16 protein-coding genes are annotated in these 16,318 nt (G+C 40.9%); 12 read left to right on the forward strand and 4 right to left on the reverse strand.

What is annotated here, in order from left to right:
• Positions 1-118: 118 nt before the first annotated feature.
• From aroK to H5154_RS05855, 4 genes are read left to right on the forward strand one after another with little or no spacing between them, the layout of a single operon-like run.
• The gene (gene aroK / locus H5154_RS05840; RefSeq protein ID WP_008466255.1) at positions 119-637 is read left to right on the forward strand and encodes a shikimate kinase AroK; all 519 of its coding nucleotides are present in this window, start codon (positions 119-121) and stop codon (positions 635-637) included.
• Between the two features lie 25 nt (positions 638-662).
• Positions 663-1,733, forward strand: coding sequence for a 3-dehydroquinate synthase (gene aroB, locus H5154_RS05845; RefSeq protein ID WP_149982634.1), 1,071 nt, complete (start codon positions 663-665; stop codon positions 1,731-1,733).
• Complete coding sequence (locus H5154_RS05850) at positions 1,733-3,073, forward strand: AAA family ATPase (RefSeq protein ID WP_182717698.1); 1,341 nt, start codon at positions 1,733-1,735, stop codon at positions 3,071-3,073. Before aroB ends, H5154_RS05850 begins: the two co-directional genes overlap by 1 nt.
• 53 nt (positions 3,074-3,126) lie before the next feature.
• Entirely contained in the window at positions 3,127-3,978 is an 852-nt protein-coding gene (locus H5154_RS05855) for a Dam family site-specific DNA-(adenine-N6)-methyltransferase (protein ID WP_149982636.1), read from the forward strand.
• On the opposite strand, the gene H5154_RS05860 is transcribed toward H5154_RS05855, so the two are convergent.
• Complete coding sequence (locus tag H5154_RS05860) at positions 3,941-4,126, reverse strand: DUF2970 domain-containing protein (protein WP_182717699.1); 186 nt, start codon at positions 4,124-4,126, stop codon at positions 3,941-3,943. The two genes, H5154_RS05855 and H5154_RS05860, sit on opposite strands and share 38 nt — an antisense overlap.
• Positions 4,127-4,130: 4 nt before the next feature.
• Complete coding sequence (locus tag H5154_RS05865; protein WP_145238548.1) at positions 4,131-4,424, reverse strand: hypothetical protein; 294 nt, start codon at positions 4,422-4,424, stop codon at positions 4,131-4,133.
• Between the two features lie 284 nt (positions 4,425-4,708).
• Between H5154_RS05865 and rpe the strand changes: the two genes are divergently transcribed.
• From rpe to H5154_RS05885, 4 genes are all read left to right on the forward strand, one after another.
• Entirely contained in the window at positions 4,709-5,392 is a 684-nt protein-coding gene (gene rpe, locus H5154_RS05870) for a ribulose-phosphate 3-epimerase (protein ID WP_182717700.1), read from the forward strand.
• The gene (locus tag H5154_RS05875) at positions 5,392-6,057 is read left to right on the forward strand and encodes an HAD-IA family hydrolase (RefSeq protein ID WP_182717701.1); all 666 of its coding nucleotides are present in this window, start codon (positions 5,392-5,394) and stop codon (positions 6,055-6,057) included. The genes rpe and H5154_RS05875 overlap by 1 nt, the downstream gene beginning before the upstream one ends.
• Positions 6,058-6,107: 50 nt before the next feature.
• Positions 6,108-7,112: a tryptophan--tRNA ligase gene (gene trpS, locus H5154_RS05880; protein ID WP_145238557.1), complete on the forward strand. Its 1,005-nt coding sequence runs from the start codon at positions 6,108-6,110 to the stop codon at positions 7,110-7,112.
• A gap of 157 nt (positions 7,113-7,269) precedes the next feature.
• Positions 7,270-7,578, forward strand: a complete 309-nt coding sequence (locus H5154_RS05885) for a hypothetical protein (protein WP_145238560.1) — start codon at positions 7,270-7,272, stop codon at positions 7,576-7,578.
• 156 nt (positions 7,579-7,734) lie between these two features.
• On the opposite strand, the gene H5154_RS05890 is transcribed toward H5154_RS05885, so the two are convergent.
• Together H5154_RS05890 and uvrA are read right to left on the reverse strand one after the other, a co-directional pair.
• On the reverse strand, positions 7,735-8,793 hold the full coding sequence (locus H5154_RS05890) for a hypothetical protein (RefSeq protein WP_182717702.1): 1,059 nt from the start codon (positions 8,791-8,793) through the stop codon (positions 7,735-7,737).
• Between the two features lie 30 nt (positions 8,794-8,823).
• Positions 8,824-11,649 carry an excinuclease ABC subunit UvrA gene (gene uvrA / locus H5154_RS05895; RefSeq protein ID WP_149982641.1) on the reverse strand — a complete coding sequence of 942 codons (2,826 nt, stop codon included), beginning with the start codon at positions 11,647-11,649 and terminating at the stop codon, positions 8,824-8,826.
• 164 nt (positions 11,650-11,813) lie between these two features.
• Between uvrA and H5154_RS05900 the strand changes: the two genes are divergently transcribed.
• From H5154_RS05900 to H5154_RS05915, 4 genes are all read left to right on the forward strand, one after another.
• Positions 11,814-13,181 carry an MFS transporter gene (locus H5154_RS05900; protein ID WP_182717703.1) on the forward strand — a complete coding sequence of 456 codons (1,368 nt, stop codon included), beginning with the start codon at positions 11,814-11,816 and terminating at the stop codon, positions 13,179-13,181.
• A 20-nt stretch (positions 13,182-13,201) separates the two neighbouring features.
• The gene (ssb, locus tag H5154_RS05905) at positions 13,202-13,930 is read left to right on the forward strand and encodes a single-stranded DNA-binding protein (protein WP_149982642.1); all 729 of its coding nucleotides are present in this window, start codon (positions 13,202-13,204) and stop codon (positions 13,928-13,930) included.
• 419 nt (positions 13,931-14,349) lie between these two features.
• The gene (locus H5154_RS05910) at positions 14,350-15,045 is read left to right on the forward strand and encodes a response regulator transcription factor (RefSeq protein WP_182717704.1); all 696 of its coding nucleotides are present in this window, start codon (positions 14,350-14,352) and stop codon (positions 15,043-15,045) included.
• On the forward strand, positions 15,036-16,295 hold the full coding sequence (locus tag H5154_RS05915; RefSeq protein ID WP_182717705.1) for an ATP-binding protein: 1,260 nt from the start codon (positions 15,036-15,038) through the stop codon (positions 16,293-16,295). The genes H5154_RS05910 and H5154_RS05915 overlap by 10 nt, the downstream gene beginning before the upstream one ends.
• Positions 16,296-16,318: the final 23 nt, after the last annotated feature.

The following is a 16,318-nucleotide window of genomic DNA, read 5'->3' on the forward strand; positions in this document are numbered from 1 at the left end:
GTTCTAATTGACTTGAAATACCCAATCAATTACTGAGATAATCCCCTCCTTAATTTTGGGGCCAGGTCGTTAGGCGGGGTTTTATTTCAAATTTTAGAGTTCGTTTGTACTAAAAGATATGGCTGAAAAACGTAATATATTTCTAGTTGGCCCTATGGGGGCTGGCAAAAGCACAATTGGTCGTCACATTGCAGATCAATTGCACCTTGAATTTGTCGATTCTGATCAAGAAATCGAACGCCGTACCGGTGCAGATATTGCCTGGGTGTTCGATCTTGAAGGTGAAGAAGGCTTTCGACTTCGTGAAGAATCTGTCATTGGCGATCTAACAGAAATGCAAGGTATTGTACTTGCAACTGGTGGTGGTTCTGTGATGAGTAAAGAAGTACGAAACAAGCTTTCGGCTCGTGGTATTGTTGTATACCTAGAGACACCTATCGAAAAGCAAGTTGCACGCACGCAGCGCGACAAGCGTCGCCCATTACTGCAAACAGAAGAAGCACCTCGTGATGTATTAGAGCGCTTAGCTGAAGAACGCGAACCGTTGTATAAAGAAGTAGCTGATTTTGTTGTACGCACTGATGAGCAAAGCGCTAAAGTTGTCGCTAATCAAATCATCGAGAAATTAGATTTTTAAATACCAATAAGAAAGGATACTAGCGATGCTTGAATTAACAGTTAATTTAGACGAGCGAAGTTATCCTATTTATATTGGTCAATCTGCTCTTCAACAGACTGACAGGCTGCATCATCATATTGGTGATTGTCGACCTATCATTATCACTAATGACACCATTGCACCTTTGTACTTAAGCGATGCAATGGCGTTATTAGCTGATTTAAATCCGCTAAGTTTTATTATTCCTGATGGTGAGCAATATAAATCACTGGAATGGTTTGAGAAAATCTCGGCATTTTTGCTTGAAAACAATTGCGGCAGAGATACTTGCTTAATCGCCCTTGGTGGTGGTGTGGTCGGTGATCTGACTGGTTTTGTTGCGGCCTGCTATCAACGCGGGGTACCGTTTATTCAAGTACCCACTACCTTATTATCGCAAGTTGATTCATCAGTTGGCGGTAAAACGGCGGTTAACCATCCTTTGGGTAAAAACATGATTGGGGCTTTTTATCAGCCGCAAGCCGTGTTTATTGATACTCAATCATTGCATACACTTCCTGCTCGTGAATTTGCAGCCGGTATGGCTGAAGTTATTAAATATGGCTTAATTTACGATACAGAATTATTTACTTTTCTAGAAAACAACACCGCGCAATTACAGGCTTTGGATGAAGAAACCATTCAGCATGTGATTTTTCGTTGTTGTGAAATTAAAGCACTGATTGTCGCTCAGGATGAAAAAGAAGCAGGACTACGAGCGTTACTTAATTTAGGCCATACCTTTGCACATGCTATCGAAGCGCAAATGGGATACGGCCAATGGCTACATGGTGAAGCTGTTGCCACTGGCATGGTATTAGCTGCACAGCTAGCTCATACTCGTGGTGATTTAAGTGCACAAGAAGTTGCAAGGATCGTTACCTTAATAGCACAATATAATTTGCCTAGTGAGATCCCTGATGTGATGACTGCTGAACATTTCCTTCATCATATGCGTAAAGATAAAAAGAATAAAAAAGGCACGATCCGTTTTATTCTTCCTACTGCGTTTGGTCAATGCGCGTTGGTTGATGATGTATCAGATCAACAGGTCCGAAATTTAATAGGGCGCTAATGCAATCGCAAATCTTACCTAGCCGTGCGGCTTTGGTTGATCGGATTGCCCTACAGTTTGAATATGGGCAAAATTTAATTGTCTTACTGGGTCCTTCTGGACTTGGTAAAAGTTATCTTCTCGAAACCTTCATTACTGATAAATACAGTGATTTTAATAAGTCATTTGTGCAGCTTAGTGCGCGTATGAGTGATATGCAATTGATGAGTGAGTTACTGGAACAAAGCTTCCGCTCGCCGTTAATTGATCAAAACCTAAGCCTGTCAGAAAATTTTTACCAACTAGCTAAACAGCAAAACTGTGGTCCATGTTTATGGGTGTTAGATGGTGGACGGCATTTATCTGAAGAAATGGTCGAAGAGTTAACAACGCTTGCCAAGCATAGTCCTACTACTTTATATGTCTTACTGGCATCGCAATCAGTGGGGCAATTTAAAAGCGCTGTTGAAATTCATCTCGAAGCACTTTCTATAGCAGAAAGTAAACAGTTGATGAAGTGCTATTTTAATGATTTACCTTATGATGAAGACCCGGTATTTCAAACCTTTTTGCGCGAAGCACACGGTAATCCGAGTTTATTGTTAGCGTGGCAACCAACACAGCACACAGCTAAGGTTGTAGTCACTGATAAAGTATCTTGGCGAGTACATTTAATAACGCTGCTAGTGATTATTATGTTACTCATCATTGGTTTTTTATATAAATCTGATATGACCCGTTGGTGGCAGGATTTTTATCAGCCACAACCAGAAACTCCAGTGGCGACGGCAATCGCAGTCGATACTTTAAAGCAAGCTGTAACAGAACCTGCGGTGACAATAGATTCCTCACAAGTAGAAGCTGCAGATGCTCAATCAGCTGCTCAACAAGCCCAACCAGAGCAAGACAAGCCGCTTATTGATAATCCTACTCAGGAAAATAATGTTGCGGCAATACTAGATAGTTTAGCGCCAGTTGCAGAGCCTGTTGATATCACGACTAGCTTGGCTGAAGAACCCACTGTGGTAGAGCTTGTTCCTCAAGCGCAGCAAATTATGCCAGCAGATAATGCTTGGTATCTACAACAGCCGGATAGTAAGGTCGTGATCCAGTTACTAGCGGTAACTCAGCAAACAATCGCCGAGCAGTTTGTTGCTAAACAGTCGCTGCAAGTACTTGGTAAAGTCTATCAAACACGCCGCAACGATAAAATGTGGTGGGTGGTAACCTATGGCAGCTTTGATAACTTAAATACGGCTCGCGAAGCGCTAGCAAGCCTACCTGAAGCGGTGCGTAAAAATCAGCCGTTTTATAAAAAAATCAGTAAAATAAAACAAGAAATCGCGTTACTAGATCAGTAAATTTACACTGTTTAGTGTAAAATCGCGGCACACCAGTTTGAAGTAAAGAGCCGATGCAGAAAAAGACCAGAGCCTTCCTTAAATGGGCTGGCGGAAAATACAGCTTAGTTGAAGATATTAGCGCGCGCTTAAATGAAGCGAGCAAACACGCTGATACCTTAGTTGAACCGTTTGTAGGTGCTGGCTCGGTATTTTTAAACACAGATTTTAAAGATTATATTCTTAATGATATTAATGCTGATCTCATTAACTTGTATAACGAATTAAAAAATTCTCCAGATGAATTCATCAGCGATGCTAAAAAGCTGTTTGTTGATTTAAACAACCAGCCTGACGCATATTATGATTATCGCGTACAGTTTAATCAAAGTAATGACATTTACGAGCGAGCGATTTTATTTTTATATATGAATCGCCACGGCTACAACGGTTTATGCCGCTATAACCTGAAAGGAATTTTTAATGTTCCGTTCGGTAAGTATAAACGTCCGTATTTTCCTGAAAAAGAAATGTACTTTTTTGCCGAAAAAGCGCAACAAGCCACGTTTACTTGTTTAGGTTATGACGATGTATTTAAATTAGTACCCGATAACGCCGTGATCTATTGCGATCCACCTTATGTGCCTTTGAGTAAAACGGCGTCGTTTACCTCTTATGCTAAGGGTGGCTTTAATTTAGATGATCAGGCGAATCTAGCTAATTTAGCTGAGCAAGCGGCATTTGAAAACAAAACACCGGTATTGATCTCGAATCATGACACTGTATGGACACGTAAAATATATAGCCAAGCAACGTTAGCTGAAATTCAAGTTAAGCGGACGATTAGCCCAAAAGGTGGTTCGCGCAATAAAGTTAATGAGTTGATGGCTATGTACTTAGCACCCAAGTCACCACGCCATAGATAGCGGTTACAAAAGATATAAATAAAATAATAGCGATGATAATAATACTGGTAGGCGAGTGTTGTTTAAAGTCAGCGTGACGCTTGTGTTCAGATTGCACGCCAAAAAATGCCGCAACAACACTTTGTATAGCGCTGATCAGTTGCCGCATTTTACTAGAACCTAGGACTAAGTGAACGTGCTTTTTGTGGTTCGTCTGAGCTGGTTAATAATTCAAGTAAATCTAAATAATGAAATTGTGCACTGCGACTATCACCAGTGATCCATGACATCCAACTTGATTCTTGTTCGACCTTCATACATTGCACTGCATTATTAATTTTTAAATGGCCTGAGCTACATTCGCAATCGTTAGCTGCGATAAGTGTATTATCACTTTTTGAAAAATAGCTTAGTGTACCGATAGTTATAGCAGCCGCAGTTAAGATCCCGATTTTAAAAGCACGCATTTTACTAAGTCCATAATAGTGTTACTCACTAGAGCATACATAAAAAATGCTCAAATAACAAACTTAATTTATCCTTAACAAATATAAAAAATTAATAAAATTAGAAGGTTAAGGTAAAAATAATGTTTATATTTTGCTGTTTAAAATATAACCGTTGCAAAACTTCAAATAGAGTTAAAGCTTTAATTAACTGGGATTCTTGGGGAATAGCTTGATTTAGGTTACATTATGGCAATTAATGGCCCTGCTATTTTGCGCATTTTTAATATCACTAAGGATTGTTTATGTTAGAAACACTACAAAAGTACCTTATCGCCCCGTCTATTTTATCTGCTGATTTTGCCCGTTTGGGCGAAGATGTTGAGCGTGTTTTAGCTTCTGGTGCAGATGTAGTTCATTTTGATGTGATGGATAATCACTATGTGCCAAACTTAACAATTGGGCCTATGGTGTGCAAAGCGCTACGTGATTATGGTATTACTGCGCCTATTGATGTGCATTTAATGGTTAAACCGGTCGATAGTTTAATACCGCAATTTGCTGATGCTGGTGCTTCAATCATTACTTTTCATCCTGAAGCGAGTGAACATATTGATCGCACTTTGCAGCTGATCAAAGATCATGGTTGCCAAGCTGGTTTAGTCTTTAACCCTGCGACGAGTTTAAGCTATTTAGAACATGTGATTGATAAGCTTGATGTGATTTTATTAATGTCGGTTAATCCAGGTTTTGGCGGTCAAAGTTTTATTCCTCATACTTTGGAAAAACTACGCCAAGCACGGAAAATAATTGATGATTCAGGTCGTGCTATTCGTTTAGAAGTAGATGGTGGTATTAAAGTCGATAATATTGCGGCGGCGGCTCAAGCCGGTGCTGACATGTTTGTTGCCGGCTCTGCTATTTTTAATCAGCCAGATTACCAACAAGTAATTGAGCAAATGCGTGCCCAGTTAGAGGGTGTAAAATAATGAAGTATGAAGCCGCTTTATTTGATCTTGATGGTACTTTAGTTGATAGTGTTTATGATTTATATATAGCGATGAATCTGACTTTATCTGATTTAGCTTTTCCAATTGTAAGTCAGGGGTTGGTACAAAGCTGGGTTGGTAACGGCATTGAAATGCTGGTTAAGCGAGGCCTCAGTGGCGACATGAAAGTCAGTGAACACCTAGATCCAGCATTAGCAGATAAAGCAATTGCGCTTTTTTATGATCATTATGAGCAACAAGTAGGTGAATACAGTGTGCTTTATCAACACGTAGAAACAGGCCTTGCGGCGTTACGTGGTATACCAAAAGCGTTGATCACTAACAAAGCCCGCTGCTTTACTGAAAAGCTACTTGATAAGCTCGCTTTGAGAAGTCATTTTGAGGTGATAGTGTGTGGTGATGACATGGCCAAAAAGCCTTCACCAGAGCCTCTTTTATTTGCTTGTCAGCAATTAAATGTACCAGTGAGTCAAGCAATTATGATTGGTGACTCAAAAAGTGATATCTTAGCGGCGCAAGCGGCACATATAGACGTACTTGCCGTTAATTATGGTTATAACCAAGGTGAAAATCTTGCTGATTTGAATCCACAGTACCTCTGTGAGAATTTCTTAGATATAATACCTGTTCTTACCCAGCGTTAAGCGATTTTTTAATTTTAGCATTTTTTATTTTTGTAATATAAAGGAACATCATGAGTAAACCAGTAGTGTTAAGTGGCATGCAGCCAACCGGTGGAATGACAATAGGCAACTATGTTGGCGCTATTAACCAGTGGGTAAAGCTACAGGAAGAGTATGATAGTCACTTTATGTTAGCTGATTTGCACGCGATTACGTTACGCCAAGATCCAGAGCTTTTAAAAACCCGTGTATTAGATGGTATAGCTTTGTATGTTGCATGTGGTATTGATCCAGATAAAGCTGCTTTATTTGTGCAGTCGCAAGTGCCTGAACATGCACAGCTAGGTTGGGTACTAAACTGTTATGCGCAAATGGGGGAGCTTAACCGCATGACCCAGTTTAAAGATAAGTCAGCAAAGAACACCAGCAACGTAAACGTTGGTTTGTTTGCTTATCCGGTATTACAAGCAGCTGATATTTTACTTTATCAAGCGGCGCAAGTACCAGTAGGTGATGATCAAAAGCAGCACCTTGAACTAACACGCGATATCGCAACGCGCTTTAATAACTTATATGGTGAAGTTTTCACGATCCCAGAACCTTACATTCCAGAGTTTGGTGCGCGCGTAATGAGCCTGCAAGATCCACTGAAAAAAATGTCTAAATCAGATGAAAACCCAAATGGTTTTATCATGATGTTAGACGAACCAAAAAAGATCGAGAAAAAGCTTAAAAAAGCAGTAACCGATTCAGACGAGCAAGCGCGTATTTATTTTGATCGCACTGAAAAACCAGGCGTATCAAACTTACTAACACTTATGTCTGTTGCAACTAAGCGCTCAATTGAAGAGTTAGTGCCTGAATACGAAGATAAAATGTATGGCCATCTGAAAAAAGACACCGCTGACGCAGTAGTGAGCATGATCGAGCCAATCCAAGCGCGCTTTAAAGAGATCCGTGAAGATCAAGCATTGCTCAACAACATCATGAAAACCGGTGCTGAAAAAGCCAGCGCACGTGCAGAGATAACCTTAAAGTCTGTTTACAACGCGTTAGGATTTATTCCACGTCCGTAACGCTTGCTAATAACTAATCATATAAAGCCAGATGGTTCCAACTACAACGGAATATCTGGCTTTTTTGTTGCTGTTATATACAAATTTAGGCTCGAAGCAGCAGCTTTAATCTTATTTAAATTCAAGTGTTAAGTGCAATCGTTATGAGATTAAGTTCATGGAATACTTCAAAATTACGTTAAAGTTCGAAAATGGACGTATATCTTCTTCTGATTTAAAGACGCTCAAGTCTTATTTAGGACAAGGTCTACATGAAATAAAGCAGCGCATTGCGCTGCAAGATGATCTCTTGGTGTGTATTTTACGCAGTAGCGAGTTTTTTAAAGGTGTTGCTGAGGCAAGAGAATTGTTGGCAGGTTTGGAGTCGGATTACCGACTATTTAGTAACGGCGAAATAGTGGATTTGTCCTTTCTCGATGAATTGATAACTCGTATTGCAGGGATTGAACTTAAAAGCATCAGATAACAAGCTATTTAGCTCGCGGGATATAAACATGCTTATTATATAAAGCTCAGCTTCCACCTATTAACTCAAAGTAATTGCCAAATTAAAAAACAGGTTTGACTTTAATTAACTGACTTTAGTATTTTCCGTAGCCCGTAGCCCGTAGCCCGTAGCCCGCTATGGCGCTTTAATGCCCGGCGATTGGCATGCTTTTACCGTAAAGCTGTAACCGTAAGGTTTGCTGTTATCTGGTGCAATTTCAACAATTTCGTAGTCGTTAATCTCAATCGATTTACTGTCGTCAGATTTTTTGCAACGGGAGTATTGGTCTGCTTCGTAGGTGTAAGCAAACATAGCAATTAACCGTTTGCTGCGTTCAAAGTAACCTTTGGTGTTAAAGAATAATCGTACGGATTGAGTGCTTTCATCTTCTTCCGTCGGAGTTACTGGCAGTGTGGAAGGTGTTTGGGTAATATTTTCACTTGGTAGTTGCCCATGTATTTTTTGGCTGAGCTCTTCTACAACTTCAACTTCTTGTTGCTTTGTTAGTGCTCGACTTGAGAGCTGCTTGCTGCTGACGAAGTTGCTTACTATGTCATCAAAAACGGCACCGGTATCTTTGTCATCAACAAAAGACATTAGATTGATTATTACAATCGTTGATAAAAAAAACCGTATAGAAGCTGTAAGTAAAGGTGAATAGCTTTGGCTAATAAACTTTACCCGCTGTGAACCAAACGGTTTGATGATTAAGAGCATAAAAATATAGAACGGCAATATCAATTGTAATAATAGTAATGTCGATAGAGAGATGCCCAACGCCCAGGGTGGTAAATAAAGTAGCGTGGCAAAATTGTGGGTGTAATTAAAATGTGTTGCTGAAACATGAGTTACATTATTCACAATGCCACTGGCATTGGCCAGTACAAAGTTGGCGATACTGGCATAGAAAATAAGTATAAGTGCTTTGCCAGCAAGTGAATGCCAGAGCTTATTGAACTTTGGCCAAAACTCAATAGTAAGCGCTACGATAGTGATACTGGCGCATAGCCAACCACTTTGAAAGATGATTAGGCAGATTAACGCCAATAAGTAGAGCTTTTGCGCGGTGTTAAGATTAAACCAAATAGCTTTACCTTGCTCATAAAAGCGCAGTTTATGAGGTTGCAAATTTTGCTGTTGTTGCCTCAGCTGTTTGTTTGCACGCCATCTGGCAATTTTTATGTATCTTAACACCGGCCAACCTTAGTACATAAAGCGAAAACCCTATTTTGATAATAGGGGTTTTAAATAGTGGCCAGTATGTGAACGCTCACATTCGGCTACTTCATCCGGCGTGCCTGCAATGAGGATCTCACCGCCGCCAGCACCACCTTCGGGACCTAGATCAATGATCCAATCGGCTGTTTTTATTACATCAAGATTATGCTCAATAACCACAATCGTATTACCGTGGTCACGCAGGCGATGCAGTACTACTAATAATTGTTCAATATCAGCAAAGTGCAAGCCTGTGGTTGGTTCATCTAAAATGTATAAGGTTTTACCTGTGTCACGTTTAGATAACTCGCGGGCTAGTTTAACCCGTTGCGCTTCACCACCAGAGAGCGTTGTCGCGGCTTGGCCTAAGCGAATATAAGACAGGCCCACATCCATTAAGGTTTTTAGTTTACGCGCAATGGCGGGTATTTTATCAAAATAGTCGTGTGCGTCTTCCACCGTCATTTCTAATACTTGATGGATGTTTTTGCCTTTATACTGCACTTCTAACGTTTCACGGTTATAACGTTGCCCTTTACAGACATCACATGGCACATATACATCAGGTAAAAAGTGCATTTCGACTTTGATCACGCCATCGCCTTGGCAAGCTTCACAGCGGCCACCTTTTACATTAAAGCTAAAGCGACCGACTTTGTAACCACGAGAGCGAGATTCTTGCGTGCCCACAAACAGTTCACGAATACCAGTAAAAATACCGGTATATGTGGCTGGGTTTGAGCGTGGGGTACGGCCAATCGGGCTTTGGTCAATATCGATGACTTTATCAAAATGCTCAAGGCCACTAATTGATTTGTACGGTGCGGCTTCGGCGGTGGTCGCTCCGTTTAGTTCGGTATGAGCAAGTTTGAATAAGGTATCGTTGATAAGCGTTGACTTACCAGAGCCTGATACGCCAGTAATACAGGTCATTAAACCAAAAGGTATTTTTAAATCGACATTTTTTAAGTTATTACCGCTAGCGCCAAACAGCTCTAACCACTTATCGTTGATTTTATGACGCTCTTTGGGAACTTCAATTTTGCGTCGGCCAGATAAAAATTGCCCTGTTACTGACTCTTCGCTAGCTAAAATGTCATCACGAGTACCTTGGGCAATGATATAACCGCCATGCACGCCAGCTCCAGGGCCTATATCAATAATATGATCGGCGGCACGTATGGCATCTTCGTCGTGCTCTACCACAATCACGGTATTACCTAAGTCGCGTAGATGGATCAGCGTTTGTAGTAAACGGTCATTATCACGTTGATGCAAACCAATCGATGGTTCATCAAGTACATACATTACGCCTACTAAGCCTGCGCCAATTTGGCTGGCTAAGCGAATACGTTGAGCCTCACCGCCAGATAAAGTATCAGCACTGCGCTCTAAAGAGAGATAATTTAGCCCTACGTTGATCAAAAACGATAAACGGTCGCGAATTTCTTTTAAGATTTTCTCAGCTATCTGGCCTTTTTGGCCCGTTAAGCTTAGTTGCTCAAAAAAGCTCATCGCTTCACCAATACTCATACTGGTGATAGCAGGTAAGTTAGTCTGACCGATAAATACACTGCGCGCTTCTTGGCGTAGGCGCGACCCTTTACAACTTGGGCAAGCTTGGCTGGTTTGATATTTAGCCAGCTCTTCGCGCACGGAATTTGATTCTGTCTCACGATAGCGGCGGTTCATGTTATTTAACACGCCTTCAAACTCATGGTTACGAGTGATCAGGTCGCCACGGTCGTTGCGGTAGTTAAAAGCAATTTTTGTATCGCCAGAACCTTCTAAAATGATTTTTTTAGCATCTTTAGATAGTTCCTGAAATGGCATTTCTAAATCAAATTTATAGTGCTCAGCAACGGCTTGTAGCATCTGGAAATAGTAAAAACTGCGTTTATCCCAGCCTTTTATGGCACCGCCAGATAAACTAAGCTCTGGGTTTTGAATCACTCGATTTGGGTCGAAATACTGACGAACTCCTAAACCATCACAACTTTGGCATGCGCCTGCCGGATTATTAAATGAGAATAACCGAGGTTCAAGTTCGGTCATGGCGTAGCCACACGTTGGGCAAGCGAAATTGGCGGAGAGCAGCAGCTCTTCGGCGTTTGCGTCATCCATCGATGCAATAGTTGCTACACCGGCTGACAGCTCTAACGCGGTTTCAAACGATTCGGCTAAACGCTGTTGTAAGCCATCTTTCACTTTAAAACGATCGACCACGACTTCAATAGTGTGTTTTTTATGTAGTTCTAAAGTCGGTGGATCAGAAAGGTCGCATACTTCCCCGTCAATACGGGCGCGAATATAACCTTGGCTGGCTAGTTGCTCTAACAACTTAACGTGCTCACCTTTGCGCTCTTTCACAACAGGGGCTAGCAACATCAGCTTGCTGCCCTCTGGGAACGCCAGCACAGTGTCGACCATTTGGCTAACAGTTTGTGCAGCGAGTGGCAAATCGTGAGTAGGGCAACGCGGTTCACCGACACGGGCAAACATTAAGCGCAGGTAATCATATATTTCGGTAATGGTGCCAACGGTGGAGCGGGGATTATGTGACGTTGATTTTTGTTCAATTGAAATTGCCGGCGACAACCCTTCAATATGATCAACATCCGGTTTTTCCATTAAAGATAAAAATTGTCTGGCATAGGCCGATAAAGATTCTACATACCGACGCTGCCCTTCTGCATATAAGGTATCAAATGCTAAAGACGATTTACCCGAACCAGATAGACCGGTGATAACAATTAATTTATCACGGGGAATGGTTAGGCTGATGTCTTTTAAATTGTGCGTGCGGGCGCCTCGGACTTCAATGTTTTCCATGCTATCTCGTTTCATTACCAAATTGATTTACTGAGTATCTCATAATACGTGCGAAGATTAATCCTTGATCAATGAAAAATCATCGCATTGGGACGATTATTTCTCTGTAAGCTTGTGGTAGAATCCCTGCTCAAATTTTAATAGACAGCAAGAACACGCGAATCATGACAGCTTCTTCACTCAATTCACGAGAAAAACGCGCCGCAGTTTCCTTAGCGAGTGTGTTTGCATTTCGTATGCTTGGCCTATTTATGTTGATGCCAGTATTGGCTATTTATGGGCAAGAATTATCAGGATTTTCACCTATATGGATTGGTTTTGCGATTGGCGCCTATGGTTTAACACAAGCTGTGTTACAAATTCCCATGGGCTGGTTATCGGATAAAATTGGCCGTAAAAAAGTCATTGTTGGCGGTTTAACTGTTTTTGCCATCGGTTCGGTGATTGCTGCCACGGCTGATTCAATGCAAATGGTCACGTTAGGGCGAGCATTACAAGGGATGGGCGCAATTGCCAGCTCGTTATTAGCTTTTGCTTCTGATTTGAGCCGCGATGAGCAACGACCAAAAGTGATGGCCGTGATTGGTATGAGCATAGGCATGAGCTTTGCTATTGCTATGTTACTTGGTCCAATGATTGCCGCAGCGTGGGGTCTTGCTGGAGTGTTCTGGTTAACTGCTATTTTGGCTGTTGCGGGTATTTTTATTGTGTTGTTTTTGGTCCCCAAAGCGGTTAGCAAAGCCCCCAAAGGCGATACCTTAGCAAGCGTTAGCGATATTAAAAAACTCATTAAGCACCCGCAATTAGCACGTTTAGATTTAGGGGTGATGCTATTACATTTGACCTTGACGACGATTTTTGTCGCCTTACCAGGGCAGTTAATTGCCAAAGGTTTAGCAGCACAAGCGCATTGGCAAGTATATATTCCCGTTTTATTACTGGCATTTTTATTAATGGCGCCAGTGATGATCATTGCGATCCGCAAAGAAAAAGAGAAACAGGCATTTGTTGGCTCTATCGCAGTGCTCGCTCTAAGTATGTTGGCAATGGCAATTGGTGTTGACTCAATCATCGGCATGGCGATGTGTATGCTGGCGTATTTTGTTGCCTTTAACTTTTTAGAAGCGACGATGCCGGCATTAGTATCGCGCTTAGCACCTGCTAGCCAAAAAGGCTCGGCGATGGGAGTGTTTTCGTCAGGACAATTTTTTGGTGCATTTTTAGGTGGTATTTTAGGCGGTTACGTTGCGCAATCAACAACACCGCAAGCAGTGTTTGCCGCAGCCGCAGTTGTTGGGGTAATATGGCTTATCCTTGCGTGGAATATGCAAGTCCCGCCACGCAGTAAAATGATAAGCTTAATGACAGAATTAAGTAACGAGCAGCAAGCGCAAACCCTTGCTTCTCGTTTAGTTGCTTTACCAGGCGTAATTGAAGCAACAGTAGTCTGTGATGAAAATCGCAGTTATTTAAAGATTGATGATAAAGAATTTGACCTAGACCAAGCCCGCAAAGTGGCTGGTTTAATATAACGTTTATAGGAGAAAGGTCCATGGCACGCGGTGTGAACAAAGTAATCTTGGTTGGTAATTTAGGTCAAGATCCAGAAGTGCGTTATATGCCTAACGGCAATGGTGTAGCGAATATTACTCTAGCTACGTCAGATAGCTATAAAGACAAAAACACCGGTCAAATGGTTGATAAAACAGAATGGCACCGTGTTGTGTTTTTTGGCAAGTTAGCTGAAATTGTTGGTGAATATTGCCGTAAAGGTTCACAAATTTACGTTGAAGGCAAACTTCAAACCCGTAAATGGACTGACCAACAAGGCCAAGAGAAATTCACCACTGAAATCGTAGTGGATGGTTTCACTGGTCAAATGCAAATGTTAGGTGCCCGTGGTGGCGACCAACAAAGTGGCGGTTACCAAGGTGGCCAACAGCAAAGCCACGGTGGTCAATCTCAAGGTGGTTACGGCCAACAACAGAGCGCACCGCAGCAAAGCGCACCACAACAAGGTGGTGGGTATGCTCAGCAGCAAAGTGCAGCACAGCAAAGCGGCGGGTATGCACCAGCGCCACAACAAGCGCCAGCAGCTCGTCAGCAACCAGCTGCAGCACCACAGCAAAGTAATCAATACCAAGGTGGCGGCGGCTATGCTCCACAAGGTGGTGGACAAGCGCAAGGTGGTTTTGCACCTAAGCCACAAAGTGCTCCGCAAGGCGGCGCATCAAATCCAATGGAACCACCTATCGATTTTGATGACGATATCCCGTTCTAACCAAAGACAAAAGTAAAAATGTTTAAAAAATCCTTTGAAGCCACTGTTTAGTGGCTTTTTCAATTTCATAAGTATTTATAATTTTATTAGTACTTATGAAATAATGTGGTAATTATTAATGAAAGCCTCTTTAAATATTAAGTTTAAAGGTTTTTTTTGTTATTACGCAAACAAGAATAAGCAGGGGGATTAAACATTTTTTAAATCTCCAGCTTAACCTGAAAATCATTTAATTTAATAATATAACTGATAGTTTAATAATAGTTTGCAGACTAAATTGTGCTTTTAGAATATTAAATCAAAATTTGCCTCATGATGAATCTCAAGGCAATATTAAAGAAAGCGTAAAATTGTGTCTAAAACAAAAGATGAATACCATCGTAGGCATTAAGTAAAGGAATACATTTATTTCTAAGTCATTGACTATTATTGAAGACAATCTAGAACTTGCAGCATTGCTTAAGAGTTTTTTTGAAAAGCATGGCTTTTTGGTTAACACGATATATAGCGGTTCTAGTGGCTTAGAGTATGTGCTGTTACATCAACCTGATTTTGTCCTACTAGATTTGATGCTTCCCGAAGTGGATGGCTTTGAGGTGTGTCGTGCTTTACAGAATAAGTATTTTGGTAAAGTGATTATCTTAACGGCTAGTAATGACGACATCGATGAGATCACCTTACTGGAAATGGGGGCTGATGACTTTATTCAAAAGCCGGTTAATCCTCGAATTATATTGGCTAGATTTCGCAAGTTGCTCAGATTAGCTCAAGGAGTTGAGAGTAAAAGAAAATTGGATCATATACTCAATGTTGGGCCGTTTAAATTTAATTTGCTCACCAGAGTTGTAAGCCAATCCGATATCAAACTTGAGATGTCGGATAGTGAATTTGATCTCTTCTATTTTTTAGCTTCACATGTAGATTCTATAATTAGTCGCGATGATATTTCTCGGCAATTATATGGCAGGGAATTTGATGGATTAGATCGCACAATTGACAATAAAATAATGAAAATACGCAAAGTCATTGGGGATAGTATACCTTATCGCCACCTCATTACAGTTAGGGGGAAGGGGTACATTATTGTCAATAGCAAGGAAACCGAATGTTGTTAATACGCTTTTGGGTAAAGAGCTTAATTTTCATTTTGATATTTTTAACGATTAATCCCCTTTTAACTTCACTTGCTACGGATTATTTTTCTACTGAATTGAAGCAAGATGTGGAATTAGACTATAGAGCCTACATTTATGCTTTAGATGCAGCTCGCCCAGCACTGAGCAATGAACAATGGCTTGCTTTGCTAAAGCGAATCTCGGAGCAAAGCAACCTAACTGTTAAAACTATTAGTACCCCAGCTTCAGAACAGACGCAAACTATACTTGTAGAAAATGTTCATGATGGGAATTTGCAAGCTGTTACAGCAAAAATACAGGGGAATGAGTTAATTCAATTTTCAGCATTTAGAGTGAAAGATAATGTCGAGACCATTCTGTTTTTTATTCAATATGGGCTGCCTTTGGGTTTAATATTATTTCTTTTTTTATTGCATACACTTTGGCTGCAATACAGACTTTTTAGATTAGAGCTTGCAAGCAAACTAATTGCAAAGGGCCAATTATCGGGGCGTGCTGATACTGGACTTTTCGCTATTGGACGTGTAAATGAAACTTTCAACCACATGGCAGAGAAGTTGGAGCGCTTGTTTGCTCAGCAAGGGCATATGATAAGAGCAATTTCTCACGAACTAAAAACCCCTATTTTTCGATTGCAACTGAAGCTTGAGCTGTTAGATAAGTCCTCAAATAATGAAAAGCTTATTTACGAGTTATTTGAGGAATGTGACGAACTGGATACTTTAGTCCATGAAATATTAGAATATAGTAAAGTAGAGCAGTTTTCTTCATCTTTGAATTTTACTGAAATTAATTTGAGCAATTCACTTCAAAACTATGCGAAGTCTATAGAAAAGTACTGTAACCATCCTATTATTTTGGATGTCCAACAATCTATATTTGCGCGAGTAGATAACGCTGGTATCAAAAGAGTTATACATAATTTAGTTGTTAACGCGGATAAGTACGCTGTAGAGCAGATTCATGTGTCACTACTTAGGCAAGGTAGACGTTTGCTGTTGACAGTTGAGGATGATGGAATAGGAATTGCCAAGGGCAAACGAGAGTTAGTTTTTCAACCCTTTTATACCGTTGATGAAAGTAGGACAGGTAAGCGCCATGGTGTGGGTCTAGGGCTTGCAATCGTAAAAGAAATTTTGTCTAGCCATGATGCGAATGTAAAAATAAGTAAAAGCCAGTTTGGTGGCGCTTGTTTGACTATTGATTTGTCTAGTTGTTTTGTCGAATAGGCATTACGAAACTCCGACATTAA

The organism is Pseudoalteromonas sp. SR44-5 (genome assembly GCF_014163675.1).
In the GTDB taxonomy this organism is placed as follows: Bacteria; Pseudomonadota; Gammaproteobacteria; order Enterobacterales; family Alteromonadaceae; genus Pseudoalteromonas; species Pseudoalteromonas rhizosphaerae.

Excerpts from the sequence above, each read along its gene's own strand:
- aroK (WP_008466255.1), top strand. The coding sequence starts at position 119 with ATGGCTGAAAAACGTAATATATTTCTAGTTGGCCCTATGGGGGCTGGC.
- aroB (WP_149982634.1), top strand. The coding sequence starts at position 663 with ATGCTTGAATTAACAGTTAATTTAGACGAGCGAAGTTATCCTATTTAT.
- H5154_RS05850 (WP_182717698.1), top strand. The coding sequence starts at position 1,733 with ATGCAATCGCAAATCTTACCTAGCCGTGCGGCTTTGGTTGATCGGATT.
- H5154_RS05855 (WP_149982636.1), top strand. The coding sequence starts at position 3,127 with ATGCAGAAAAAGACCAGAGCCTTCCTTAAATGGGCTGGCGGAAAATAC.
- H5154_RS05860 (WP_182717699.1), bottom strand. The coding sequence starts at position 4,126 with ATGCGGCAACTGATCAGCGCTATACAAAGTGTTGTTGCGGCATTTTTT.
- H5154_RS05865 (WP_145238548.1), bottom strand. The coding sequence starts at position 4,424 with ATGCGTGCTTTTAAAATCGGGATCTTAACTGCGGCTGCTATAACTATC.
- rpe (WP_182717700.1), top strand. The coding sequence starts at position 4,709 with ATGTTAGAAACACTACAAAAGTACCTTATCGCCCCGTCTATTTTATCT.
- H5154_RS05875 (WP_182717701.1), top strand. The coding sequence starts at position 5,392 with ATGAAGTATGAAGCCGCTTTATTTGATCTTGATGGTACTTTAGTTGAT.
- trpS (WP_145238557.1), top strand. The coding sequence starts at position 6,108 with ATGAGTAAACCAGTAGTGTTAAGTGGCATGCAGCCAACCGGTGGAATG.
- H5154_RS05885 (WP_145238560.1), top strand. The coding sequence starts at position 7,270 with ATGGAATACTTCAAAATTACGTTAAAGTTCGAAAATGGACGTATATCT.
- uvrA (WP_149982641.1), bottom strand. The coding sequence starts at position 11,649 with ATGGAAAACATTGAAGTCCGAGGCGCCCGCACGCACAATTTAAAAGAC.
- H5154_RS05900 (WP_182717703.1), top strand. The coding sequence starts at position 11,814 with ATGACAGCTTCTTCACTCAATTCACGAGAAAAACGCGCCGCAGTTTCC.
- ssb (WP_149982642.1), top strand. The coding sequence starts at position 13,202 with ATGGCACGCGGTGTGAACAAAGTAATCTTGGTTGGTAATTTAGGTCAA.
- H5154_RS05915 (WP_182717705.1), top strand. The coding sequence starts at position 15,036 with ATGTTGTTAATACGCTTTTGGGTAAAGAGCTTAATTTTCATTTTGATA.